This is a genomic window from Thermoanaerobaculia bacterium, assembly GCA_035593605.1.
Classification (GTDB): Bacteria; Acidobacteriota; Thermoanaerobaculia; order UBA2201; family DAOSWS01; genus DAOSWS01.
The window spans coordinates 1-24642 of sequence record DAOSWS010000007.1 but is presented as its reverse complement, the minus strand read 5'-3'; the positions used below and the strand labels follow the sequence as shown (position 1 = coordinate 24642).

The window sequence follows — 24642 nt, the reverse complement described above, 5'->3', positions numbered from 1 at the left end:
TAATGCTACTCGCTCCACCCTCCTCCGTCAAGCGTTCAATAGCCCGAAGAGGGCGAAAGACTTCGTGTACCGGATGGTTTCGATGGCTGAAAAGGAAGGCGGAGGTGGAAGGACGACACATTCCGGGGGAAGGAGGTCACCCCCGATTCCACATAGAGGGTCCTTCCACCTCCCGAGGCGGCGGCGTGCGCCAACAGAGTGACCGGAGGCACGAGACCGGTCACCCCCATACAAAGGAGGAGTTGGGTATGTTTTACAATGCAAACAGCTCGGGAAAGAATGGAGGAATCCGGAGTTTCATCCCCCAGCGTGATGTCTGGCCGGAACAGACCACCACACGAACAGGGGGCCGGTAAGAGCCTCTCTTCCCCGACTTCATTCGACACCTTTTCGCACAGGGAACATCGCAAACGGGAAAGGCGTCCGAATAGATGAACGACACGTCGGCATCCGGCCTTCTCCAGAAGATCATCTACGGACAGGGTCAGGATCCAGTCGATATCCCCTGAAGCTTCAAGCCTGGCCAGTGCATAGTGCATGGGTGTTGGTCTCGCAGACCTTGCCTGCCGATGCAGATCGCGAAAGAGACCCCATTGAGCCCGGGGATCTTCCATTAATCGACGGGCCGTTACATAGCGAAATACGGGAAGGCCTTCCCAGGCTCCCGTCATCCCCCACAATCCGGGGATACCCGCTTCAAGAGACAGTCCCGGCCCTGTCAACACCGTAGTATGGACAGAATCCTGAATCAATCGGGTAAGGTTCAGAACAGCTTCTTTTTCCCTTTTCGCATCCATGTCGGTTTTTCGAGGTCCAGTTCATCCTGAGCGACCGTTTCTTCTTCCACTTCTTCCTTATGGGCCACGGAAGCGAACTGAAAGTTCCCTCCCACAACAGCCCGGTCTTCCGCGGGTCTTTCAACCGGGGCAAAGATCGGTCCAGGTTTGACCTGAGCTACGGGCTTGGGTTTGATTCTCATCGCGCTACCGTCAAATCCCGTTGCAAAAACGGTGATCTTGATCGATTCAGCCAGAGTTTCATCCTCGACGACTCCCCACATGACTTCCGCATCCTCATGGGCCATCTCTTCGATCAGTTTGCACGCTTCGCTGCATTCCATCAGCTTGAGATCCCTGCCGCTGAAGTTGATCAGAATGCTCTTTGCTCCCTCAATGGTCGTAGAGGTGAGAAGCGGAGAACTGATTGCTGATTTGGCTGCCACAACCGCCCGATCGTCACCGACGGCTTCACCAATGCCCATGATGGCTTTTCCCTGGCCCTTCAAAATGTTCCGAACATCATTGAAGTCGAGATTGATGGTACCCGTATGGACAATCAGATCCGAAATTCCCTGAACGGCATGTCGAAGAACATCGTCGGCCATGGCAAAAGCTTCGGATAGCAGAGTGTTTCTGTCGGTGAGCTCCAGAAGCCGGTCGTTGGGAATGTTAATGAGAGTATCCACATTCTCCGACAGGATTCCGAGGCCGTCCTGAGCCCGCCGGGCCCTCAGCTTCAGTTCGAAAGAGAAGGGAAGCGTGACAACCGCCACGGTCAGGAGACGATCCAGCTGTCGGCATTGCATCGCAATCTGAGGAAGAGCTCCCGTTCCGGTACCCCCTCCCATCCCGCTCGTCAGGAAGACCATATCGGCATCTTCGATATGTTCCATAATTGTGTCCATGTCTTCCATGGCGGCTTCTCTTCCGAGGGTCGGATCACCTCCGGTTCCCAATCCCTGCGTGAGCTTGGCTCCAATCTGGATCTTCGTCGGTGCAAGGTTTTTCTTCAGATCCTGAAGATCTGTGTTGACGGCAATGAATTCAACTCCCTTGATCCCTGAGCGGATCATACGGTTGATGGCATTGCCGCCTCCCCCTCCCACCCCAATTACCTTAATTTTTGCGGGGCACACATTTTCTTCCAGCTCGATTGCGAGCTGTTTCGGGGGTTGATCGTCCAACATGATCATCTCTTTCCTCCTTTGAATATTTTCGCTGTTATGCGTTTAAAGAGACCTTCCTCTTTTTTCCATAGGGTTGATTGATGCTTGTATCCGTAGCGCATTACCCCAACCACTGTCGCCCATTCCGGCTTGTTGATCAGCTCCGTGAGTCCAAGGAGGTCCTGGGGGGTGCCGACACGGGCACTGGTTCCCATGGTTCGTTCCACCAATTCTGCGATACCATCCAGTTTGCTTCCCCCTCCCACAAGGATGCAGCCTCCTTTGATTTCCTGATCCAGGCTCTGTCTTGCCAGATCCTTATGGATCATGGTAAGAAGTTCTTCGGCACGGTCATAAAGAATTTCCGATATGTTTGCCAGAGTCACGACTTTGGTCCTTCCCTGCCCTACAGTCGTTAACTCCATGGCTTCATCTTCTCCGATGGAATCCTTGATCAGGGAAGCTCTTGCCGTTTTAATCGTTTCCGCTTCTTTTTGAGAAATCCCAAGCACCTGGGCCAGATCGGTCGTAAAATGACGTCCCCCGACACGATAGACCTTACTCGCCAGAACCGCCTGCCTTCGCATCACAAGCACATGGGTCGTATCATATCCAATATCGAGGAGAAGAAACCCCATATCCTGTTCATCCTGCGTCACCACAGCCTCTACCGCCGCGATAGGCTCATAGATGAGAGCCATGACCTGAATTCCAATGCCATTACATATCGCGGCCACATTGGAAGGCAGACCCTTGGGGCAGGTTATGATATGAGCAAGTACCGAAAGATCGTGACCCACCATATTGACCGGCTCCAGGATTCCCTGCTGGCCGTCAACCTGGAATTCCATCGGCATGACGGCAAACACCTCGTGCGTTTCAGGAAGTTTTACCGAGGTGCAGTGATCCAGCACCCGATTCTTATCTTCTTCGGTTACCCGCCGATGCCGCCCCTGCACATGGGTCTTTCCCATCGCTCTCAATCCTTCGAACTGAGGGGAGGAAACACCGACAAAGGCTCGATCAATTTCAAATCCGGCCATGACCTCCACTTCTTCTATCACCTTCCGCAAGGTACTGGAAAAAGTTTCCTGGTTACTGATCGTTCCCATGTAAGCGGCAGAGGGCGGTGTCGGTACTTCTCCGCGGCCGGTTACCGTGATTGTACCGTCATCCGACACCTCTGCCACAACAACACGAATGGCAGAGGATCCGAGATCAATGCCCGACAGCAGCGTGCTCATCTTCACCTCCCGAAGAACGGAGATAGGCCCGTCCTGCGAATCTGAGATCGATATCCGTAACCTGAGGGAGATCCCGAAGAACGGGAACCACTTCCTCCCACCGTGTCATACAGATATCGGGTTGAAAGGGATCGAAATGGACTTTGCTTCCATGGTCATCATTAAGAATCCAGTGTCTGGAAGACAGGACTCGAATCACGGGGAATTGAGCCAGAAAGTCCGGGTAACTGGATGCCAGGGTAACAAGCTGTTCCCGTGTTTGATAGGTGACGGTTCCCTGGAGTGACAGGGGTGGAGGCGGACTCAGCTGAGGCATGACCGTCTTACCCTCACGATCGAGCCAGGTTCCTCCCGTATCCACAAGGGCGATGCGCGGTTTGAGCTTGATGATCACTTTTCCCGGCATGACCTTTCGTACGGACTCACACACAACCCATCGATGGCCAAACTGATGCTCAATCATCTCGCTGTTTATGGAAAAGAGTTTGAGCCCCTTCAGTCTTTCAAGATGTTTCATGAGAAGCACTCGTGTGGGATCCGTAATTCCCTCGATCTGTATGGAGGAAACCCGCATTCCCAGGATGGACAAAGAGATAAGGGGAACCATGGCAAAGGCAAGAAAAGAAGCCAGAAGAATGGAGGGTCTATCTTTTTTTCGCATGGACACCTCCCAGTTCACGCAGCAGATGAATGTGGATGCTCCCTGCACCAAGTGCCAGAACAATCGCATCCTCGGGAAGGGATTGCTTCACCTTTGCCACTGCAGAAACGACATCGGGCAAAAAGAGCGCCCCGGCATGACCTTCCAGCCGCAACCCATGCACAATGCTTTCCCCCGTGACTCCAACGATGGGTTCTTCCCTCGCGGGATATACGGGAAGGACAATCACATGATCCGCGACCATAAGACTTTTGGAGAATTCGTGGGAAAACAATCGCGTACGACTGTACAGATGGGGCTGAAAGAGTGCGATCACCGGACGACCCGGGAAAGCCTGCATTGCGGCTTCGAGAGCTGCCTGCACTTCCCTTGGATGGTGGGCGTAATCCGAAATAACCGGTCGACCTTCAATGGCGCCGATCGATTCAAAACGTCTGGATACACCGGGAAAATCTTTCATGAAACGTACGGCGCCGGCCAGTTGATCCTTGCTTCCCGTCAGATCCCATAGAGCAGCCAGCGCGGCTGTTGCGTTGTATACATTATGGGTCCCGAAGAGAGGAATCATCACCCTGTACTTTTGATCTGCGGGAATTACACTGCACGTAAAACACGTCCCTTCCTCTGTTTTCTCAACTTCGGAAATTTTGAAATCAACCTGACCCCCTGTCCCATACGTGATTACAGGCCGGTTAATCTGGGGGAGAAATGACGTCTGCACCGAATCGTCCACATTCAGAATTACCTTTCCAAAAAAGGGCACATGCTGGAGGTAGGATAGAAAGGTTTCGCAGATATCCGCAAAATCACGATAGCAGTCGAGGTGATCCCGATCCACATTGGTCATCACCGCAAGCGTCGGATGAATATTACGGAGGGATCGATCAAATTCGTCGGCTTCGATCACCATGGGTCCGGAACCGACTCGAGCATGCCCGGGAAGGGAGATCAGACGGCCTCCAACAATTACAGTCGGGTCCAGCTCCAGCCGATCAGCAAGAAATCCGATCAGAGAGGTCGTCGTTGTCTTTCCGTGAGTTCCTGAGACGGCGACGGTGACATGAAGCCTGGACAGCTCTCCCAGCATTTCCGCCCGCTTGATCGTTGGAATTCTTGATTTCCTGGCAAACGCGAGTTCCGGATGATCTGTAGGGACGGCACTGGAGTAGACGACCACGTCACTTTCAATCACATGATCCGGGTTATGCCCGATTGAAATCACGGCTCCCCGGTCCCGCAGGTGGTCCAGTATTTCCTGCTCTGCGGAGTCACACCCGCTGATGGAAAATCCGTGGTAGAGAAGAATTTCAGCCATTCCGCTCATGCCTGTGCCACCGATCCCCATCATGTGAATCCTTTTGATCCTATGAAAGAGCATGGGCGCCTCCCGCGGGTTGAACGAGCCCAAGCAGAAACGAAGTGATTCGGGAGAGTGCCTGAGGATTGGAGAGTTCCCGGGCACGGTTCCCCCTTCGAACCAGTTCGTTCGGATCGGAGAGTATTTCTTTGAGTACTTTAATAAAGGCCCCATCCTGTGCTTCCCTCTCAGAGAGGAGCCATGCAGCATTCTCATCCACCAGAGCGCGGGCATTCATGGTCTGGTGATCGTGGTACGCCCCTGCGAAGGGAATAAAGAAACCGGATCTCCCGGAAGCGGCGATCTCGCTGACACTCATGGCGCCTGCACGGGAAAGGACGAGATGGGTACGGGATAGAAGCTCGGGAATGCCGTAAATAAAGGCTTCCACCCTGGAGGGAATTTGCAGATCTCTGTATGCTGAAGACACACCTGCATGCTCAGCGGGGCCAGTCTGGTGAGTGATGGAAATTCCCAAGCTTTGGATAGCCGAAAGACTCTGAACCATGAGACGGTTCAAAACCCGGGAACCCTGAGAACCTCCCAGGATGACCATCTGAACCGGGCCATCCGGGAAAGCGGCGGGAGGAATCTGAAAAAATTCCGGAGATACCGGATTCCCCGTGATTTCCACATCCCCATTCAGGTACCGGATTGCAGGTTCAAATCCCACAAATACCTTACGGGCATGTTTTGCAAAAATCTCATTCACCTTTCCGGGATAGGCGTTTTGTTCCAGCAGGACGTATGGAATTCCGCAGATTCTGCAGGCTGCCAGCACGGGAAAGGCGGCATACCCTCCCGTAGAAAAGACAGCGTCCGGCCTGAACAAGACGAGGGCAAGAATCGCCATCGCTGTCGCAATCGGTACAAGAACACCTCTGCCCGCTCGTGATACAAACCCCCTGCCCATCATTCCCCTCACCGGAAGCCGTGTCAAAGAGTAACCCCGTTGGGGAACGAGTTTGCCTTCCAGTCCATACCGGCTTCCAATGAAACGAACCTTCCATCCTTTCTGGCAAAGGACATCGCCCACATCCAGAAGGGGCATGATGTGTCCGCCGGTTCCTCCTCCGGTCAGCACGAGGCGACTCATGCCCGTTCCTCCGATATGTTGAGCAGAATGCCCGCCATCAGGCACGTCGCCAATAGAGAAGATCCCCCATAACTGATAAAAGGCAGAGCCAACCCCTTGGTAGGCATCAGGGCGAGATTCACGCTGATATGAATCAGAGCCTGAAACACGACAATGATCGTAATCCCGAATGCCAGATAACTTCCCTCGAGTCTGGGGTGAGCCCGTGACACCTTGAGGCCCTGCCAGAGAAAGATGCCAAAAAGCAGCAAAACACTGACGGCACCGACAAATCCCAGTTCTTCCCCCACAATCGCAAAGGCAAAATCTGTATGGGGTTGGGGCAGATAATAGAGTTTCTGTGTACTTCCCCCCACCCCCTTACCCATAAGTTTCCCGCTTCCGATGGCCTTCATGGCCTGCAGCGTCTGGTAGGCCTCCTTATCTGCGTGAGCCTCCATGTTCAGGAATGCGGTCAGTCGCGCATAGCGGTACCCTTTGGAAAAGATCGCGGCAGTAAGGAAGAGTAAAAGCATCGTAAAGGCGAGGAGCACATATCGCCTTGGGAGCCCCGCCACAAAAAACATCACACCGGTGATGGACAGAATAATAAAGGCCGTGCCAAGATCAGGTTCCATTACAATCAGACCGGTAAACACGGCGGGAAGGATTGCGTCCTTCCACCACGCCCCAGAAAAATCGATCCGGGGCAGACGGTAGGCCAGGTAGATGAGCAGGAAAATTTTTACAAATTCTGAAGGCTGAAGCGTGAAACCCGGAAAAACGATCCAGCGGTAGGCATCCTTATATTTGGGAAGGAAAAAGAGCAAAAGAAGCAGCGCAACACTGGCACCGCCCAGAATCCGAACCGGCAGCGGGCGAAGATATGCGTCGTAGGGAATGCGCATCGCGGCAAAGAGAAGAATTAACCCCAGAAGAGCAACGGCACCCTGTTTGATGAAAAATACATTTCGATCCGTACCCTTCAGCAGGGCCCCCGAAGAGGCCACGGTCAGGAGACCAATGCCCAGGAGCAAAAAGATAACAACGATAAGGGTCCGGTTGGTCTTTAGCTTTCTGGCCATTTCTCCACCAGATCCCGAAAGTGATTTCCACGTTCTTCAAAGGACCGATACTGATCAAACGAAGCGCATCCGGGCGAGAGTAAAACAATATCCCCGGGAGAAGATTCCCGCATGAGTGCATCCATGGCCTCATCCAGGGTATGGACCCGGATACAGGCCGGTGCGGCGCTTCCAAGTTCCTGAACGATACGGGGGGCGTCCTCTCCGAGGACGATCAGGCCGCAAACTACCCTCTGAACAGAAGTTCGGAGAGGATCATACGGCGCGTCTTTCCCCTTCCCTCCCATGATCAGCCAGACATTATTCTGTTGAAATGCGGTTAGAGCTTTACATACCGCATCCACATTGGTTGCTTTTGAATCATTGATAAAGATACGCCCGGCCTTCCTGGCGACGGTTTCCAGCCGGTGCGGCAGGGGGGAAAGGGTCATGAGCCCTTCTCGAACGAGACCCGGGTCGATACCGTTCACAAAACAGGCCAGCATGGCTGCACCGGTATTTTCCCAATTATGGTCTCCCAGAAGCGGCAAATCTTCCCGCCGGGCCATGACGGTCTTGTTCCAGATCATTTCATCCTCACCTACATAGAGATCGCATCGCGGATCACGTCCGTAGGTCAGTACGCCATCCACGCTTACAGAGGCGTGCGAGATCCGATACCCCTCCGGTGTGACCAGGCGAAAGATCTTCAACTTCGCAGCCCGGTACGCATCAAAAGTTCCATGCCAGCTGATGTGATCCGGTGTCACGTTCAAAACGATTGCCGTCGTAAGCGGAAAGGAAGACATGTAATGAATCTGAAAGCTGGACAACTCGCAGACAAAGATCTCAGGAACGTTGAGTTGTGCAACAAATTCCGCAAGAGGAGTTCCTATGTTTCCCGCGGCGACGGCTCTTCGGCCTGCGTGTCGCAGGAGAGACGCCAGAACGTGAACCGTCGTGCTCTTTCCGTTGGTCCCCGTCACACCCCAGAATTCTCCGCTCAGGTGCCGGCAGGCCCAGCTCAGCTCTGTATCGATGGGAACCCGTCGGGTCTCCGCTTCGCGGACAAGGGGGTGACCGGGCGGAACACCCGGGGAAACGATCAATCCGTCAATTTGAGCCAAAGCATCTTCAAACGGGGCAACCAGGCATCCATCCTTTCTGGCCTGGTCCAGGGAGGAGCCTCGGTCATCCGCGACCACAGGAATTTCCCCCATCCGTATGAGAGCCTGACATACAGAGCGGCCGCTTGTTCCGTAACCAAGTACCAGATATCTCATCGCAGTTTCAACGTACTCAGAGCGAGAAGGGAGCAGATGATGGAAAGAATCCAGAAACGGATGACAACTTTGGATTCATCCCATCCCTTCTTTTCAAAGTGGTGGTGAAATGGTGCCATGAGAAAGACCCGGCGACCGGACAATTTGTAAGAGCCCACCTGCAGGATGACAGAAAGCGCCTCCATCACGAAGACACCGCCCGCGATAACGAGGGTAAGCTCCTGTTTGGTGATCAGAGCAGCCAGACCTATCGTTCCCCCAAGCCCCAGGGATCCGACATCGCCCATAAAAATTTGTGCGGGATGGCTGTTGAACCAGAGAAAACCCAAAGCAGATCCCACCAGAGCACTGCAGACGACACTGAGTTCACCCGAGCCCGGAATGGAGGCAACCTGAAGATAATGAGCCGCAATGGCATTTCCGCTTACATAGGCAAGGATCGTATAGGTTGCGGCTACGATCATGGAGCATCCAATGGCGAGACCATCCAGTCCATCGGTAAGGTTCACCGCATTGGTCGTTCCCACCATGACAAAGACAAAAAATGGCAGCGAGAGAATTCCCAGAGCAACCGTCCAGTCTTTGAAAAATGGGGGAAAAAGCGTGTCCAGATGAGGCATGGCGGATGCGTGAAGGATCCACCAGAGAAAAGCCGCCAATCCAATCTGTAACAGAAACTTTCCTCTGGCGGACAGCCCCTTGCTGTGCCGCTGCCTCAGTTTCAGCACATCATCGATAAGGCCGATTGCAGAAAAGCCGGCCATTCCGATGAGAAGAACGAGAGTGTAGATGACATTCAGGTCCGCCCACACGAGAATCGAAACAATAGCCGAAACCATGATAAGAAGTCCGCCCATTGTGGGTGTCCCCGCCTTACGGAAATGTGAATCGGGGCCTTCGTTTCGAATTACCTGGCCGAACTGCAGAGATTTCAGGGTACGGATAAACCAGGGACCCAGGACAAAGATAATGACCATGGATGTCAGAGCTGCCATCGCCATTCGGAATGTGATGTACTGAAAGACATTGAAGACGCCATGAAACGATCGCAGGTGAGGAAGGAGCAGGAGGATCATGATTTCACCTCGAATGAGGAGATGACCCTCTCCAGTCCCATGGAACGAGATCCCTTCACAAGGATCCAGTCTTCCGGCTGAGCATGGTTCCGAACCCAACGGGCGGCATCCTCTGCGGACAAAAAATTGCAGGTCTGAACATCCGGTCCACATTGTTCGCCTGCAAGACGCGCAAGAGAGCCCACGCAGAGTAAGATCTGCACGGTGGAGGATGCAAGCCTTCCCACATGCCTGTGGTCTTCTTCCTCCCTCTTTCCCAGTTCCTTCATGTCACCAAAGACAAAGATCTTTCTTCCCCTGACCGGAGTACTTTTGAACTGATCCAGTGCGGCTTCAACCGCTGAAGGAGAAGCGTTGTAACAGTCATCAATTAATGTGATGCCATTCCCGGCACGAATCAGGTTCCCCCGATGCCGGAGGGGGCGGAAACCTTGAATTCTTTCAGCCAACTCGGTCATGGACTCACCGATGGCATGTCCAACCGCCATGGCGGCAAGGACGTTTGTTGCCGGAACATGGCCTTCCGGCAACGTGAGAACGGTGCTTGAACCGGGGGATGCCACCTGCAATTCAGCACCCAGAAACCCGCGGCTGTTGATCACCGTTCCAGTCAGATCCCCCCTTTTTATACCAAAGGTAACCGATGGGCCCGACCACTCTCCGGCAATGGTTTGAAGGTACGGATCCTCTGCATTGTAGACAAGGGTTCCCGAATCAATAAGGTGCCGCAGAAGTTCTCCCTTGGCACGGGCCACCTCGTCCATGGAAGCAAAAAAGGCCGTATGAGCCGGGCGAATTGCCGTATAGAGAAGGATATGGGGCGGAGCAATCGAACCGAGCCGATCCAGTTCTCCGGGTTGGCTCATTGCCATTTCCAGAATGACATAATCGGCGTCTTCCGGAACATTGCATAGACTCAAAGGAAGACCTATCGTACTGTTAAGATTTCCTGGCGATACGGCCACGGTTCTTCCGGGTTTGCTCAGGGCCAGGGAAAGAAGTTCCTTTGTCGTTGTTTTTCCGACACTCCCGGTCACGGCAATGACAACACCCCTGAGCCTTGCATACGCATGCCTTCCCAAATCCTGAAGCGCACGGTGCGTGTCTTCCACGATAATTTGCGGAAGACGGGACGTCGATCCCCGGGACACCATGACCGCTGAAGCTCGCTCCTCCGCCTGCAATAGAAAATCATGGCCATCCGCACGCTCACCCTTCAGGGCAATAAAGAGCTGCCCGGGATGGAGATTCCGGCTATCGATGGCCACACCTTCCATTTGTGCATCACAGGAGGGCATCCCCACGAGTTTCCCCCGGGTCACACGAGTCACTTCTTCACACGTGAACCGCATGGGCTATCTCCTGTACCGCACGCACGGCTTCGTCATGATCGCTAAAGGGTGTCCGCTTCTTTCCGACAATCTGATAGGACTCGTGTCCCTTCCCCAGCAGCATGACCACAAAACCTGGATTTGCCATTCGAATTGCAGTCCGTATGGCCTCAGACCGATTAAGGATGGTCAGCACTTTTACCTGCCCTGACCTTTTCACGCCTCGGACCAGCTCCATCGCGATATCCCTCGGGGATTCACTTCTGGGATTGTCGGTAGTAATGATGACGATATCGCTCATCTCGCCGGCGGCAGCGCCCATCAGAACGCGCTTGCCGGGGTCTCTGTCTCCCCCTGCCCCCAGGACGGAAATAATCCGCTTACCCAGGGATTTCTTCACTGCGGTCAAAGCCTTGGTGATTCCCTCCGGGGTATGGGCATAGTCGACAAAGATGTCTAAATCCAGTTCATTCGGTACACGCTGGAGTCTTCCCCTGGCTCCGGGAAATGTTGAAATGGTTCTGGAATCAGCCTTCAGATCACGTCCTAGCGTATAAAGGATTCCCACGGCCGCCATCAGATTTTCGACGTTGTAATCTCCATGCAATGGAGAAGCGATGTTCAGGATCATATTGGGAACCTGAAGTGTCACATCGGTTCCCTTCTTCCTTGATCGGACATCGAGAGGGTAAATGTCACTGCCTTGATTCCAGCCAAACGTGATCGGTCCGTGTTGAATCGATGCTGCCAGCCGACACCCATATGGATCAGACACATTCACGACGGCTCGTCCGGATGGAGCGATCTGCCGGAATAGCCTCTTCTTTGCAGCAAAGTATCGGGCCATGGTCCTGTGATAGTCGAGATGATCCCTCTGCAGATTCAGAAAGACCCCCACATCAAAGAGCAATCCCCTAACGCGATCCTGTTGAAGGGCATGGGAGGAGACCTCCATGACGACGGTCGAACATGGTGCCGCTTTCGCCTCAGACAGAATCGCTGCGATCTCGTTTGAAGGAGGAGTCGTATAGGGTGCCGGCCTCGTTTTTCTTCCCACCTGAACATGGGTCGTTCCGATGTACGCGGCCTCCGGGCCTAACACGTGAGAAACCAGAGAAGCTGTCGTCGTCTTACCATTCGTTCCCGTAATTCCAACGAATTTCATGAATTGCTCCGGATGGTTCCGCAGCCTCAGCTCCATAGGTAAAATAAGGGAACGTGGATTGGAATAGTGGAGAACGGGCACGGGAAGCGGTTTCGAAGGGACACGATCGGAAAGGATGGCTGCGGCTCCGCGCTTCAGGGCCTCTTCGACAAAATCGAGTCCATGGTTCCGTGTACCCGAAACGGCGACAAAAAGAGAATTCTGTTCCAGAGAGGATGCCCGCTCGTCTACCGAAAAAACTTCCAGATTCTGAGGTATGGACCCTTTGACCTTCCATCCCTTTACGAGGGCTTCAAGTTTCATGGATTTCCCCACGAATACAGATGGCATCGGCCAGCCGATGAAAGATCGGCGCAGCAACATCGCCCCCGTAGAACCGGCCCCTGGGCTCGTTCAACATGACAAGTATCAGATATTTCGGTTCCTCGACCGGAAACCACCCGATAAAAGAAGAGACATACTTTCCCAGGACATATCCCTGTCCGGGAATGGGTTTCTGGGCCGTTCCCGTCTTTCCGGCCACAGGAGCCCAGGCGAGCGCCGCATTCATTCCCGTTCCGCGCTTTGTGACTTCCACAAGGATCATCTTGAGCCGGGCCACATGGTCCGCGTCCATAATTCTTCGCTGAATCGGTGCAAGCTCCCGGTTGAAATGGGGAACCACACTGCTCCCATCTCTTGCCAGCGCTGAGTAGGCTTGAATAAGCTGGGCATTGGTCACGGCGAGTTCCTGCCCGAGTGCCATATAGGCCGGCGTGTTTTCCCGCCAGTCTTCATATCGGGGGAACAAGCCCCGTTCCTCACCTGGAAGATCAATGCCGGTGCGATCCCCGAATCCCAATTCCTGGAGCCGTCTGTAAAAACGCTCCGGAGTAAGGCGCATCCCGACCTTCGCAAAGACAACATTGGAGGAATGAATCAGGGCATCCTCAAAGGTAATCAATCCGTAGGGCTCATGGTCTCGAATTCTTTTTCCCTTGTATTCAAAGACCCCATTTTCCCCGTTGATCAACTCGAGGGGATCCACTCGATGCTCTTCGAAGGCAAAGCTGGCTACCATGGGTTTCAGTGTCGAACCCGGTTCGTACACACCTTTCGCCAGCCAGTCGGGGTGGCCGTTCGTCGTGTAAGTCGCAGGGGTGGATGGGTCCGTGGGCGGTGCCAGGGCGTGAGCAAGAATCTCTCCATTGCTCGGATCCATCACCGTGATAGAAATATCGATACATCCGGTGTTGCCGGCAGCCAGTATGGCTTCCTTTTCCGCAAGATGCTGAATTACCGCGTCAATGGAGGTGTGGAGATCCCGTCCCTCGATGGGAGCCGTGACCAGCATGTTGAGATCGATATCATTCCGGCGTGCATCCTTGAGAAGGATGCGGCGTCCCGGCACACCTGACAGTTGCTTATCCCATGCATATTCGAGCCCTCCGAGTCCGTGGTGGTCCACACCCACCGTTCCCAGAACCTTTCCGGCAAGGAGTCCATGGGGATAGATACGCTTATATTCATATCGGATCCCGACACCCCGGAGCTTCATCCGAAAGATGGCATCCCCCGTCGAAGGGGAAACCTGGCGGGCCAGCCAGACGAACTGGCGCGGACTCAGGATCGATTTTCGAATGTTTTCGGGCCGCTCCTTCAAAAGAGGGGCAAGCCTGGATGCCACATCGTCGGCATCCTTAATAAAGGGAGGATAGGCACAGATGCTCGGGACCGTAAGCGACATGGCCAGAATCCGGCCTTCACGGTCATAGATCATCCCTCTGCGCGGAGTTTCTTCAATTTCAATTTGCAGGGCCTTCAGAACATCATTTGCGTACTGGTCTCCGGAAAGGAGCTGTAGATCGGCCAACCGCCAGAGAATGACGGCACCCCACAGGGAAAGACAAGCGAGGAAGATAATAAGGCGCTTACGGTCCACTGGGAATCACCACCTGTTCAGGTTCCGGAGGAACCAGCCCCCGTTCCATTGCCAGTTGATCGAGGCGGGCAGGAGCCGAGAGATGTTCTTTTTCGGCCAGAAGGCTCAGTTTCCTATTTTCCAGCTTGGCACGGTTATGCTCCAGGACCGAAAGCTCATATCCGATCTTGTAAATTTCGTTTTGCCAGTGAACCAGGAGGAGGAGGAGAAGAATGGCGGGAAGCAAAACCAGAAGGGAGGCAATCAGAAAGGGGATGACACGAGTATCCCGCTCCCGACGGAGGTAAACATTGTCCACCGGGCGGAGATACAGCGGGATCACAGTTTTTCGACCACTCTCATCTTGGCGCTGCGGCTGCGGGGATTACTCTGAAGTTCTTCTTCGGCAGGTCGAACCGGCTTCCGCGTCAGGATCGAGACAGCCTGTGTCGGGGCACAGGTACAGAGGAGTCCCCGGTTACATACACATTGTCCGGAGAGGTGCCGAAAGAGTGTTTTAACAATTCGATCTTCGAGACTGTGAAAGGAAATAACAGCACATCGGCTTCCCGGCGCCAGGACCTCAACGGCTGAAGGGATAAATCGTTCCAGATGGTCCAGCTCACGGTTGACCGCGATTCGCAATGCCTGAAAAATCCTGGTTGCCGAATCGATCCTCGCCTCCCTCCCACCCTTCACCCTGTGCAAAAGGTCTCGCAGTTCCCGCGTTGAGTGCATCGGGCGATGTTCGACAACGGCTTTGGCAATTTTGTAGGCCATGCGTTCCTCCCCATATTCTCTAAAGATCCGGGCCAGTGATGTCACATCCCAGGTGTTTACAATGTCTTCAGCGCGAAGATCTCCCTCACCCATCCGCATGTCCAGCGGACCGTCCAGCCCGAAGCTGAATCCACGCTCCGCTTCGGAAAGCTGAAACGAAGAGAGGCCAAGGTCCGCAAGGACACCTTCCACACTCTCTCTCCCGGATTCCCCGACGAACTGCTTGATCGTTGAATAATTGCCCTGAACCAGCTGCACACGGGATCCGAAGGGTGCCAGGCGTTTGGAACAGCTTTCGAGAGCACGGGGGTCAAGATCAATTCCAAGAAGGTGGATTCTCGGGGATGCCCGGAGAATCGCTTCGGCATGACCGCCGAGTCCCACAGTCGCATCCACGATGAGGCCTTCATCTGGCTGGAGAAAATCGACGACCTCATTGAGAAGGACGGAGTGATGCATGTCATCCTAGAGCCCCAGCTCGGCCAGGGATTTAAAATCTTCGTCGGTGAAAGGCTCCTCAGTTATTGAACGTTCAATCTGATCCCGTCGCCAGATCACGAGATGGTCGTAATTACCCAATACACAGACCTCACCGGAAAGATCACCGTGAAAGTCTCGAAGCACCGTCGGAATAAGAACCCGTCCCTGAGGATCCATCGAACATTCCTGGCCGAAATAGCTCGTGTTCCTCCGGTATTTCTGAACGCTTGGATGAGATTGCGCAAGTGTCGATATTTTCGTTTCGATTTCGGTCCAAACAGGAAGAGGATAGACAAGGACACTGGAACCCGTGAGGGAAGTCACAAAGACATCCCGCCCGAACTGCTCCTCCAGATGTCTCTTAAAGGCCGTTGGCATCTTTAACCGACCCTTAACATCAATCGTAGCGGGGATATTGCCTCTGAGACGATTCATTTTACCTCACCCCATTTAAGCCACATTTTACTTATTTTGACTTCTTTTGTCCACCGGTTCAGTGTATCGATACCGGTTTACTTTGTCAAGGCTGACAAGGTTTCAGAGTGAGATTATGAAAGGGGCAATCGTTATGGATCGGCAACTTCATCCATCCCATATGCATTATACCACAATATGAGATGCAGATTGCCATAAATCATACAATATATAGTGTCAACAAGATAAGTCTGGACAATTCTCATGGAAGACAACGTTCCGAATATACACGGAAACCGCTGTCCCGATTCACACCCAGGGACACGCGGCAATGGAAACCGGGACGGTCAGGTTACTTTGAAGATAGTTTGACGGGACGGGATACGCCCTGGATTACCCACTTTCGGAACTCTTCCTCCACTTCATGGGTAAGAAAGGAAATGATTTCGGGAAGTTCGTATACATGCAGTTCCTGGATCGTTCCCTTCACTTCCTCAAAGCGGTTTTCAGAAGTCTTGATTACAAGAAGATATTCTGAATCGTGGCAGATATTTCCTTTCCACCGATAGATGGAACGAGGAACAGGAAGAATGTTGACACATTGCGCATGTCGTCTGGATACAAGCTCTTCTCCAATCGCAACGGCCTGTTCTTCCGTGCCAGCAGAGGTTAGAACGATCAGCACCTTCTGAGTCACCCGAACATCATGCCTAAAATCCTCAAAATTGTCAAGAAAATGGGGCAGAATCAAGGGCTTTGCTCCCGAAGACCGGACTCGATCCGCATTTACCCGCGAAATCCACTTCTAAGGACCTGCCTTCGCAACCCAGGCAGCTTCGGCATGGCAGGCGAGTCCGGCGCTGGATCATTTATTGAAAATGTTCACGCTGGGGAATTGATTGTAAGGAAGAAGTTGGTGCCGAAGACCGGACTCGATCCGTGTCTACCCACGAAATCCACTTCTAAGGACGAGTCCGGCACTGGATCATTTATTGAAAATGTTCACGCTGGGGAATTGATTGTAAGGAAGAAGTTGGTGCCGAAGACCGGACTCGATCCGTGTCTACCCACGAAATCCACTTCTAAGGACGAGTCCGGCACTGGATCATTTATTGAAAATGTTCACGCTGGGGAATTGATTGTAAGGAAGAAGTTGGTGCCGAAGACCGGACTCGATCCGTGTCTACCCACGAAATCCACTTCTAAGGACGAGTCCGGCACTGGATCATTTATTGAAAATGTTCACGCTGGGGAATTGATTGTAAGGAAGAAGTTGGTGCCGAAGACCGGACTCGAACCGGTACGGATTGCTCCACACGGCCCTCAACCGTGCGCGTCTACCAAATTCCGCCACTTCGGCAGCAGGGAAACTATATCACAGCCGGAATCAGCGCGCAACGGTATAATAAAACTCCATGCATGGGCTTTTTTCATCCAACGGATTTTCCACATGGGCAATCATTACGCCTGCTTCCCTCCCCCACATTGAAGCGCTGGGGAGATGGATCGAGTCCGGGAATCATGGCTCCATGGCCTACATGAAGGAACGTCTGCCGCTGTACACGGAACCGGACCGTCTGATGGAGGGAACACGCAGTATCCTGATTACCGGAACTGCATATCGAAGGAGTCACTGGGTGTCTTCTGCGAGCGGAGACGAAGTACTGGTATCTTCCTATGCATGGGGAAGGGATTACCACCGTGTATTGAAAAAGCGGATTACACGGGTCCTGGAAGAACTGAAGCCCGGATATGGAGATTTCCAGTATCGGATCTTTGTCGATACGGCCCCGGTTCTGGAAAGGGACCTAGCCCTCATGGGCGGGCTGGGATGGATAGGGAAAAATACATGCCTTATTCATCCGGAATACGGATCGTATCTCTTTCTTGCAGGTGCACTCCTCAGTCTCGATCTATCGTTTCCTGCCTCCATCGTCGAAAATCAATGCGGGAACTGTACGCGCTGCATTCGCGCCTGCCCGACCGGAGCCCTGCAAAAACCCTATTCTATCGATGCCCGTCGATGCATTTCATATCTGACGATCGAGCATCGAAGCCCGGACCCCGGAGCTACCCGAGCCCGATGCGGCTGGCTCTTCGGATGTGATATCTGTCAGGAAGTCTGTCCCCATAATCAATCGACCCGGCTGAGTGAGGATCCCGCCTGGGATTATCGTCCATCCCCTCCTCTGACTCGGCTGTCACAGCTGGAAAACCTTGACAGAGAAGCATTCAGACAGTGGGTCATGGGGACCTGCCGGGGTCGGATGACCTTCGATATGTTCGTGAGAAATCTTTCCCTCCTGAAAAAATCTCGATAATACTTCCCGTGCCGGATTCGCAGCCCCTGACGGGGCGGCAGCCGACATCCGGACCTGCCGGATTGAACATCTGAAGGAGTATTCCTCTATTCTGCGTTGACAAGGCGTTCCCTCCTGCGCATAATAGATGCATGCAAGGACTACCAACCGAGGGAACATTCGGTGTTGTGGATCCCATTACCCTGCTCTCCCATCTCTGGAAAACCAATTTTTCCGGGGCCGTCAAGATTGAAGAAGGGGAGATCCATCGCATTATTTATGTGGATGAAGGAGCAGTCATCTCACTGGCTTCCAATCACCCTGACGAAAAAATCGACGACATCCTGATATCCGAGGGAAAGATTACCCGGGACCATATCCGACAGGCCCTTGAAGAATCAGGCTCCTTTGCCTCTCTTCCCGAGCAGCTCCTTGGCATGGGTTTTCTGACCCGGATGGAGATGCAGGATGCCTTTATTCAACAGCTCCAGATCCTCTTTTCCCATATCATCTCCCGTCCTGGAGCGATTTACAGCCTGGTGGAAGGCTACAAACCCGCTCGAACCCTGACCTTTACCTACCCCATTCCCCGGGTAATCATGGATTTCTTTTCCCGGACCGACAATCGAGACCTTGTTATCGACATCCTTGGTAATCCTGAAGTGGGTCTCACATTTGAACATTCGAAAATCAATGTGTATAAGTCCCTGGAAATGGGAAGTGACGCCGATGAACTCGTTGCTTTAATGGACGGACGGCGTACGATGGCGGAGATGGCTGCCCAGAGCAAATGGAAGGAATTTGACGTATATCGTCTCTATGCTCTCTTTCTATCCCTTGGCCTGGCAGCACGAACCAGACCGGGAGAATTCCCATCAGAGCCCTCTCATAGTGGTGGACCTCAAACCACGGCCCCGGCTGCGGACTCCTGGAAAGGCACCCCCCCCACGGATGATGATGAAGAGGAAGGTCCCTGGGAACCTCCCCCCGTATCCCTCCCGGTATCCAAAACCGAGGACCTCTCCCTTGATGTAGGTTCGATTGACGTGCCTCCTCCCGTTTCCAAACCATCCCCTCCCATTGCCTCGGCGAACACGAAGCAGGTCATCAAGCCGGAACCTGAGCTCATCCAGCGTTCCACCACCCGTCGGAAGAAAAATAAGCAGCGATTAGTCCTTTATCCTCTGGCAGGAATCGTCGTGGTTGTCATTGTTGCCGTCCTGTTTGTCCTCTTTGTCGACCATAAGAATAAACCAAAGCAGGAACAGCCCAAACCCGTAATCGAAGAACCGAAACAACCTCCAACCGTGCCCGTCCCTGAAGATACCGGCGGAGAGGTCAAGACAGAGCCTGAAGCCTCTGCCGGATCTCCCGAGAAGGCACCTGTGTCAACACCGAAACCTGCAAAGCCATCCACCCCGCCAGCTGAGATAAAAGCAACGCCCGCGGGTACGGTCCATGATCGTGCCCGAGCCCATCTGGCCAGGGTGCGAGGCATGGCCGATGCCCGTTTTACCATCCAGCTCATGATTGCGTGCGTGGAAGATTCGATCCGGGAGGCAGAAGCCACCGACCCGGAAAACAGCCATGTCTGGTATGTTCCCTATGATTTTAAAGGACGGGACTGCTTCAAAGTGTTCTGGGGCACCTACAATTCTCAATCTCAGGCGGAGTCTTCCCGAAATACGGTTCCGGCCATTTTTCGGCGTGGATCAACCTATCCTCCCGTCGTCCCGGTTTCCCAGGCATTATCGAATGTATCTGATTGATGGCTCCAATCTTGCCGGATATCTTTACGATGATCCCCAGGAGAGAAAAGGGGTTTTTCAGCAGGTAATGAACTGGGCCCGAAATCGAAAGAACCGGGTCGTTCTTTTTTTTGACGGATCGCCGGATTCGAACTTCCCGAGAGAAAAGGCGTCCTTTGGAAACGTTGAAGTGCGCCTGGCCTTTCCGGCGAGTGCAGATGCGGCCATTTTGAAAGAAACGAAACTTGACCCGAGAAATCGAACCATCGTTACCGGAGATCGAGCCCTGGCCGATAAAATTAAGAGCCTTAAGGGAAAAATCGTTCCAGTGCGAGATTTCATAAAAAGACTCTCTCCATGATCCGCTGTCCCCATTGCACCGCACCGGTAGGTCCCGAAGAGACCCTCTCTTTTCCCGCCTGTTTTCGCTGTTCCGCCTCACTTCGTGTCGAGCCGGTGACAAATACTACAATTCGGATCATTTCAGAAACCCCGTCGGAAACACGGGACGTGACCGCAGACCTTCAACACCTTGCTCCTCTGGCCCTGAGGCAGATCACTGCCCGGGACCTGTCCGAGGTTCCCATTTCCTCCTGCCCTTCCTGTGCTTTTCCGTTGCGTCTTCACCATCTTGGATCCGGCTTTCCGGAAAAGGGAGGCATTCGCCTTTCCTTTCCTCAGGCGGAGGATCAAACGTTTCACTGCGAATACTGCGGTTCTGACATCCCATGGAAAGGTAGAGCACCCGGTACGCTGGACATCCAGATCTCTGCTCCCGCGCCTTCCAGCAAAGCCTATGATATTGAACAATTCCTCAACGAGAAACCTGTGCATAACCAGACAGAACGCTCCGGCGGCTGTTTTTCACAGACGCTGTTACTTGGCATCCTAATCCTTGCATGGATCCTGTAGTCCTCCCCCGTTCCGAACACGGACTGAGCCGGAAACTGATTGATCCCGAAGCACGCAAGGTCCTTTATCGTCTTCACAACCATGGTTACCTGGCCTACCTTGTGGGGGGAAGTGTCCGGGACATTCTTCTGGGCCGGGAACCTAAAGATTTCGATATCGCCACGAACGCCCATCCTTCTGAAGTCAGGCGCCTCTTCCGTAATTCCAGGACCATCGGGCGAAGGTTTCGCCTGGTCCATGTCTTTTTCCGTGATGGGACAATCATAGAAGTTTCCACCTTTCGCAAAACCCCCGATGAACCCATAGAAAATGAGGCCGACCCGGCAACCGAAGAAAGTGACGCTTCCTTTGCGGAGAACAACACCTTCGGGACCCCGGAGGAGGATGCGACACGTCGGGACTTTACGATTAATGCACTCTTTTACGATATTTCCTCCTTTTCGATCCTTGATTATACGGGGGGCCTTGCCGACCTGGACCGCGGAATCATTCGAACGATCGGAGATCCCTATGTCCGGTTCGTCGAAGATCCCGTGCGCATCCTCCGGGCTCTTGACTATTCCGCACGTCTTGGATTCACCCTGGAACCCTCAACAGAAAAAGCCATTCAACAGTTGATGCCCGAAATATTGCGGGGAGCTCCCTCTCGATTGACAGAGGAAATCCTCGAGGTTTTTCGATACGGGTTCAGCGAACCTACGGTCCGGCTTTTCTACCGGTACGATGTGTTTCACTACCTTCTCCCCTCTGTTCAAAAGGCTCTCCTTCATGAGAATGACGCCTGGATGAAATCTCTTATCAAACTGGACTCACTGGTTCAATCCTCCCGGATCAAGCCATCCGACACCCTGATCTTTTCACTTCTCTTCATGCCCGTTCTGGTGAATCGAACCCAGCCTCTTACCCCATCGAGTGCGATGCAGTTCTCCGAAGAAATCATTGACCATAAGGATATTCTGGTCTTTCCAAAACGGCTTCATCATACGTTTCAGCAAATTCTGGTATCACTGGCCCGAATGCAGAATCCCCCCCACACCCTGAAGCTGAAACGCCAGGTCACCCGCCAGCACTTTCCTGAAGTTCTCCACCTGATGAACTGCATCCTGGAGGCATACCCTTCTCTGGTCCAGCACTTTCACCACTGGAGGGGTGTATATCGAAGCTTTCGGAAGAACGGGAACCTTTCCCCCCGCTCATCCGTAAAACGCACGAGGAGGTCTAGATGAAAACTTTCCGTTTTCTGCTCGTTCTTTTTCTGATCATTGTCGCCATTCTTTCCGTCACGGCGTGGCTGATGTTTCGAACTCCAGCCATCTCATCCAACAGCGTTCTAGTTCTCGATTTACAGGGGGACATTCCGGAGCATATGCCCACATCCGGTATCGAAGCCATGTTCGGCGAAGAACGACTCACGATGAACACGCTGAACACGGCTCTCCACTATGCCCGTTCAGATAAGCGGGTTCACGGGCTTCTCTTGCGTTTCAAGGGCGTATCCATGGGGTTTGCCAAAGCCCAGGAGCTTCGAACCCTGATTCGCGAGATCTCCGAATCGGGAAAGTGGACCGCCGCCTATCTGGATACGATTGGAGAGTTTTCTCCGGGGAATGGCCTCTATTATCTGGCATCCGCATGCGATTCCATCACGGTCAACCCTCTTGGAGATGTGAACCTCATCGGCCTTCACGCTGAAGTTCCCTTTCTGCGCGGAACACTGGACAAGCTCAAAATCGAACCCGATATGGATCATATCCGGGAGTACAAAACGGCGATGAACACCTTCACGGAGAAGGAGTTTACCGAAGCTCACCGGGAAATGATGGAGAGCCTGATCCAGGACATTTACGGTCAGATGGTGGAAGATATCGCCGATGCCAGGACCCTGGAACCCGAAGTGGTGAGGGACATCATCGACGGAGGACCATACTCTGCCGAAGAAGCGCTGGAAAAGAAGCTGATCGACAGGACGATGTACTGGGATGAGATGAAGAAGTGGGTCGATGAGCAGGCCGGGGAAGATGCCGACTGGGTTTCGGTACCCACCTATGCTTCATCGGTCTCCCAGAAAGGGGATCGAATTGCCGTCGTCTACGGGATGGGAGCGATTCATACCGGGGAAAGTTCGACAAGTCCTTTCCAGTCTTCCCCTACGATGGGCAGCGACAGTGTGGCGAAACTCTTCCGGCAGGTTCGGAAGGACGACTCCATCAAGGCTGTTGTCTTCCGGGTGGACAGCCCGGGCGGGAGTGCCGTCGCATCGGAAATCATCCGGCGGGAAGTGGTCCTGACCAAGGAGTCCAAACCTGTCGTCGTATCGATGTCCGATGTAGCCGGATCTGGCGGGTACTGGGTTTCGATGTCCGCCGATTCCATCATTGCAGACCCGGGTACGATTACCGGGAGCATCGGAGTCGTGGTGGGAAAAATGAACACCCGGAAATTCTGGGGAGATCTGATCGGTGTCACCTTCGGGGAAGTGAACGCAGGGAAGAATGCGGACATGTATTCCTCCCTCCACAACTTTACGGAAGAGCAGAAGGCGATCCGAACGAAATTCATGGAAGACATCTACGCCCGCTTCGTGAAGGAGGTATCCACGTCCAGGGGCCTTACGGAAGAGCGGGTTAACGAAATCGGCCGGGGCCGCGTGTGGACGGGACAACAGGCTCTGGATCTGAACCTCATCGATGAAATCGGCGGGCTCTGGACGGCCGTGGAAAAAGCCAAGGAGCTGGCTGACATCCCCGAGGACAAAACAGTGAAACTTGTTGTCTACCCGAGGGAAAAATCGTTTCTCGAGGTACTGGCCCACAAGGATAACGATTTTGCCAAAGTTCTCACCCAGCTGAAACAGGGCGACCTGGTCTACGGACCGGTCTGGTGCCCGGTGCAATTCACGATCCAGTAAGCAAAATCCATCAGGAAAACTGACAAAGCGCCCCGGGATTTCCCGGGGCACTTTTATGTCCAGGGTCAGTTTAAGGGGGAGGCAGATCAGCACTGATTTGAGAATATCATTATTTTATAAGACTATTTTGTAATAAAGTATCTCGGCATTGATTTTGCGTAAGAGAATCGCATGCACCGATACGAAGAGAGGATTATAATGATGGTTATCGAGGTGGAATCATGAAAAAGCTTGCCACCATCATTTTTCTACTCATATCAACTTCACTCTTGGCAGGGTGGAAGTGGGTGGAGATTCCGACAATTTCAGCACCAATATTGCTTATTCATGATGGAGATCCAGAACCGTTCAGAGCGGGATATGATCCAACAACGAAGAGTGTAATTGTTAATTTACATGCTGACAATCAAGAATATCAAACATGGCGCTTTGATGGAAGCCATTGGCATTATGTAACTAACTGCTTAAGCGGTGTGACGATGCAAGGAGATATTGTTTTTCACAACGCTGACAATGAACTCTATGACTTCATCTTTACTTACATCCTCCCCTATTGGACTCGAAGCACAATTGTTGGGAAATGGGAGAATAATAATTGGATTGATAAAGGTCCTCTTAGTGGAAATATACTTGATGCAACTTATGATTCGGTAAATGAGAGAATCATCTTACTTGTGTTTGGTAATTCAACTAACTATTACATGGTATTTTACGATAGTGAAGGTAGTGACTATCTAATAATACCAGAAGTTATTCAATCACCGGCACATATTGAATACGATCCTGTCAATAATAAAGTAGTCATTTTAGAGGAAATTTTCTATAGTGGTGTTTGGGAATACTGCGATAACTCATTCAACTTTATTGAAACGGATTTTCCTGCAGAGCCTAATATATGTGATGATGTGGCCACTTCTATGGTTTACAATACACATTTGAGTGGTTGAGGTACCCTCAAAAAGTGTGGAAAAAGAGAAAAGCGGCGTGTATCCTGAGGTT

23 protein-coding genes and 1 tRNA gene are annotated in these 24642 nt (G+C 52.8%); 7 read left to right on the top strand and 17 right to left on the bottom strand.

All coding sequences use genetic code 11. The features are described 5' to 3' along the window. Positions 1 to 35: 35 nt before the first annotated feature. From PLD04_04595 to PLD04_04515, 17 genes are all read right to left on the bottom strand, one after another. Positions 36 to 797 (bottom strand): Sir2 family NAD-dependent protein deacetylase, encoded by a 762-nt coding sequence (locus tag PLD04_04595; protein HXK67599.1) that lies wholly within the window; start codon positions 795 to 797, stop codon positions 36 to 38. Beyond that, a complete protein-coding gene (gene ftsZ / locus PLD04_04590; protein ID HXK67598.1) occupies positions 764 to 1972 on the bottom strand; it encodes a cell division protein FtsZ in 1209 nt (402 codons plus the stop codon). Before ftsZ ends, PLD04_04595 begins: the two co-directional genes overlap by 34 nt. Next, entirely contained in the window at positions 1969 to 3189 is a 1221-nt protein-coding gene (gene ftsA, locus PLD04_04585; GenBank protein HXK67597.1) for a cell division protein FtsA, read from the bottom strand. The genes ftsZ and ftsA overlap by 4 nt, the downstream gene beginning before the upstream one ends. Further along, positions 3164 to 3850, bottom strand: coding sequence for a hypothetical protein (locus PLD04_04580; protein ID HXK67596.1), 687 nt, complete (start codon positions 3848 to 3850; stop codon positions 3164 to 3166). Before PLD04_04580 ends, ftsA begins: the two co-directional genes overlap by 26 nt. Next, on the bottom strand, positions 3834 to 5228 hold the full coding sequence (gene murC, locus PLD04_04575) for a UDP-N-acetylmuramate--L-alanine ligase (protein HXK67595.1): 1395 nt from the start codon (positions 5226 to 5228) through the stop codon (positions 3834 to 3836). Before murC ends, PLD04_04580 begins: the two co-directional genes overlap by 17 nt. After that, on the bottom strand, positions 5215 to 6303 hold the full coding sequence (gene murG, locus PLD04_04570) for an undecaprenyldiphospho-muramoylpentapeptide beta-N-acetylglucosaminyltransferase (protein HXK67594.1): 1089 nt from the start codon (positions 6301 to 6303) through the stop codon (positions 5215 to 5217). Before murG ends, murC begins: the two co-directional genes overlap by 14 nt. Beyond that, a complete protein-coding gene (locus PLD04_04565; protein HXK67593.1) occupies positions 6300 to 7367 on the bottom strand; it encodes a putative peptidoglycan glycosyltransferase FtsW in 1068 nt (355 codons plus the stop codon). Before PLD04_04565 ends, murG begins: the two co-directional genes overlap by 4 nt. Beyond that, a complete protein-coding gene (gene murD, locus PLD04_04560) occupies positions 7352 to 8629 on the bottom strand; it encodes a UDP-N-acetylmuramoyl-L-alanine--D-glutamate ligase (protein ID HXK67592.1) in 1278 nt (425 codons plus the stop codon). The genes PLD04_04565 and murD overlap by 16 nt, the downstream gene beginning before the upstream one ends. Then, positions 8626 to 9705: a phospho-N-acetylmuramoyl-pentapeptide-transferase gene (gene mraY / locus PLD04_04555; GenBank protein HXK67591.1), complete on the bottom strand. Its 1080-nt coding sequence runs from the start codon at positions 9703 to 9705 to the stop codon at positions 8626 to 8628. Before mraY ends, murD begins: the two co-directional genes overlap by 4 nt. Next, positions 9702 to 11057 carry a UDP-N-acetylmuramoyl-tripeptide--D-alanyl-D-alanine ligase gene (gene murF, locus PLD04_04550; GenBank protein HXK67590.1) on the bottom strand — a complete coding sequence of 452 codons (1356 nt, stop codon included), beginning with the start codon at positions 11055 to 11057 and terminating at the stop codon, positions 9702 to 9704. The genes mraY and murF overlap by 4 nt, the downstream gene beginning before the upstream one ends. Beyond that, the gene (locus PLD04_04545) at positions 11041 to 12504 is read right to left on the bottom strand and encodes a UDP-N-acetylmuramoyl-L-alanyl-D-glutamate--2,6-diaminopimelate ligase (GenBank protein ID HXK67589.1); all 1464 of its coding nucleotides are present in this window, start codon (positions 12502 to 12504) and stop codon (positions 11041 to 11043) included. Before PLD04_04545 ends, murF begins: the two co-directional genes overlap by 17 nt. Further along, positions 12494 to 14122, bottom strand: a complete 1629-nt coding sequence (locus PLD04_04540) for a penicillin-binding protein 2 (protein ID HXK67588.1) — start codon at positions 14120 to 14122, stop codon at positions 12494 to 12496. The genes PLD04_04545 and PLD04_04540 overlap by 11 nt, the downstream gene beginning before the upstream one ends. Continuing rightward, a complete protein-coding gene (locus PLD04_04535; protein HXK67587.1) occupies positions 14112 to 14444 on the bottom strand; it encodes a hypothetical protein in 333 nt (110 codons plus the stop codon). The genes PLD04_04540 and PLD04_04535 overlap by 11 nt, the downstream gene beginning before the upstream one ends. Beyond that, on the bottom strand, positions 14441 to 15340 hold the full coding sequence (gene rsmH, locus PLD04_04530; protein HXK67586.1) for a 16S rRNA (cytosine(1402)-N(4))-methyltransferase RsmH: 900 nt from the start codon (positions 15338 to 15340) through the stop codon (positions 14441 to 14443). The genes PLD04_04535 and rsmH overlap by 4 nt, the downstream gene beginning before the upstream one ends. Positions 15341 to 15346: 6 nt before the next feature. Then, positions 15347 to 15796 (bottom strand): division/cell wall cluster transcriptional repressor MraZ, encoded by a 450-nt coding sequence (locus PLD04_04525; GenBank protein HXK67585.1) that lies wholly within the window; start codon positions 15794 to 15796, stop codon positions 15347 to 15349. Positions 15797 to 16127: 331 nt separating this feature from the next. After that, positions 16128 to 16472: a divalent-cation tolerance protein CutA gene (cutA, locus tag PLD04_04520; protein HXK67584.1), complete on the bottom strand. Its 345-nt coding sequence runs from the start codon at positions 16470 to 16472 to the stop codon at positions 16128 to 16130. A gap of 577 nt (positions 16473 to 17049) precedes the next feature. Then, positions 17050 to 17135 (bottom strand) — tRNA-Leu (locus tag PLD04_04515). A gap of 55 nt (positions 17136 to 17190) precedes the next feature. Between PLD04_04515 and queG the strand changes: the two genes are divergently transcribed. The 7 genes from queG (at position 17191) to PLD04_04480 (ending at position 24590) form a co-directional block, all read left to right on the top strand. Then, positions 17191 to 18096 carry a tRNA epoxyqueuosine(34) reductase QueG gene (queG, locus tag PLD04_04510; GenBank protein HXK67583.1) on the top strand — a complete coding sequence of 302 codons (906 nt, stop codon included), beginning with the start codon at positions 17191 to 17193 and terminating at the stop codon, positions 18094 to 18096. Positions 18097 to 18227: 131 nt separating this feature from the next. Continuing rightward, positions 18228 to 19844 carry a hypothetical protein gene (locus PLD04_04505; protein ID HXK67582.1) on the top strand — a complete coding sequence of 539 codons (1617 nt, stop codon included), beginning with the start codon at positions 18228 to 18230 and terminating at the stop codon, positions 19842 to 19844. Further along, the gene (locus PLD04_04500; protein HXK67581.1) at positions 19831 to 20184 is read left to right on the top strand and encodes an NYN domain-containing protein; all 354 of its coding nucleotides are present in this window, start codon (positions 19831 to 19833) and stop codon (positions 20182 to 20184) included. Before PLD04_04505 ends, PLD04_04500 begins: the two co-directional genes overlap by 14 nt. Then, positions 20181 to 20735 carry a hypothetical protein gene (locus tag PLD04_04495; protein HXK67580.1) on the top strand — a complete coding sequence of 185 codons (555 nt, stop codon included), beginning with the start codon at positions 20181 to 20183 and terminating at the stop codon, positions 20733 to 20735. The genes PLD04_04500 and PLD04_04495 overlap by 4 nt, the downstream gene beginning before the upstream one ends. Beyond that, a complete protein-coding gene (gene pcnB, locus PLD04_04490; GenBank protein ID HXK67579.1) occupies positions 20723 to 21961 on the top strand; it encodes a polynucleotide adenylyltransferase PcnB in 1239 nt (412 codons plus the stop codon). The genes PLD04_04495 and pcnB overlap by 13 nt, the downstream gene beginning before the upstream one ends. Then, positions 21958 to 23643, top strand: coding sequence for a signal peptide peptidase SppA (gene sppA, locus PLD04_04485; protein HXK67578.1), 1686 nt, complete (start codon positions 21958 to 21960; stop codon positions 23641 to 23643). Before pcnB ends, sppA begins: the two co-directional genes overlap by 4 nt. Before the next feature lie 221 nt (positions 23644 to 23864). Continuing rightward, the gene (locus PLD04_04480) at positions 23865 to 24590 is read left to right on the top strand and encodes a hypothetical protein (protein ID HXK67577.1); all 726 of its coding nucleotides are present in this window, start codon (positions 23865 to 23867) and stop codon (positions 24588 to 24590) included. The last annotated feature ends 52 nt before the right edge of the window (positions 24591 to 24642 follow it).

Coding starts and splice junctions, on each gene's coding strand:
- PLD04_04480 (HXK67577.1), top strand. CDS start 23,865: ATGAAAAAGCTTGCCACCATCATTTTTCTACTCATATCAACTTCACTC.
- murF (HXK67590.1), bottom strand. CDS start 11,057: ATGCGGTTCACGTGTGAAGAAGTGACTCGTGTGACCCGGGGGAAACTC.
- pcnB (HXK67579.1), top strand. CDS start 20,723: ATGGATCCTGTAGTCCTCCCCCGTTCCGAACACGGACTGAGCCGGAAA.
- PLD04_04525 (HXK67585.1), bottom strand. CDS start 15,796: ATGAATCGTCTCAGAGGCAATATCCCCGCTACGATTGATGTTAAGGGT.
- PLD04_04580 (HXK67596.1), bottom strand. CDS start 3,850: ATGCGAAAAAAAGATAGACCCTCCATTCTTCTGGCTTCTTTTCTTGCC.
- sppA (HXK67578.1), top strand. CDS start 21,958: ATGAAAACTTTCCGTTTTCTGCTCGTTCTTTTTCTGATCATTGTCGCC.
- mraY (HXK67591.1), bottom strand. CDS start 9,705: ATGATCCTCCTGCTCCTTCCTCACCTGCGATCGTTTCATGGCGTCTTC.
- queG (HXK67583.1), top strand. CDS start 17,191: ATGCATGGGCTTTTTTCATCCAACGGATTTTCCACATGGGCAATCATT.
- murD (HXK67592.1), bottom strand. CDS start 8,629: ATGAGATATCTGGTACTTGGTTACGGAACAAGCGGCCGCTCTGTATGT.
- ftsA (HXK67597.1), bottom strand. CDS start 3,189: ATGAGCACGCTGCTGTCGGGCATTGATCTCGGATCCTCTGCCATTCGT.
- PLD04_04565 (HXK67593.1), bottom strand. CDS start 7,367: ATGGCCAGAAAGCTAAAGACCAACCGGACCCTTATCGTTGTTATCTTT.
- PLD04_04495 (HXK67580.1), top strand. CDS start 20,181: ATGATCCGCTGTCCCCATTGCACCGCACCGGTAGGTCCCGAAGAGACC.
- murG (HXK67594.1), bottom strand. CDS start 6,303: ATGAGTCGCCTCGTGCTGACCGGAGGAGGAACCGGCGGACACATCATG.
- PLD04_04595 (HXK67599.1), bottom strand. CDS start 797: ATGGATGCGAAAAGGGAAAAAGAAGCTGTTCTGAACCTTACCCGATTG.
- PLD04_04545 (HXK67589.1), bottom strand. CDS start 12,504: ATGAAACTTGAAGCCCTCGTAAAGGGATGGAAGGTCAAAGGGTCCATA.
- PLD04_04500 (HXK67581.1), top strand. CDS start 19,831: ATGTATCTGATTGATGGCTCCAATCTTGCCGGATATCTTTACGATGAT.
- PLD04_04505 (HXK67582.1), top strand. CDS start 18,228: ATGCAAGGACTACCAACCGAGGGAACATTCGGTGTTGTGGATCCCATT.
- ftsZ (HXK67598.1), bottom strand. CDS start 1,972: ATGATCATGTTGGACGATCAACCCCCGAAACAGCTCGCAATCGAGCTG.
- rsmH (HXK67586.1), bottom strand. CDS start 15,340: ATGCATCACTCCGTCCTTCTCAATGAGGTCGTCGATTTTCTCCAGCCA.
- murC (HXK67595.1), bottom strand. CDS start 5,228: ATGCTCTTTCATAGGATCAAAAGGATTCACATGATGGGGATCGGTGGC.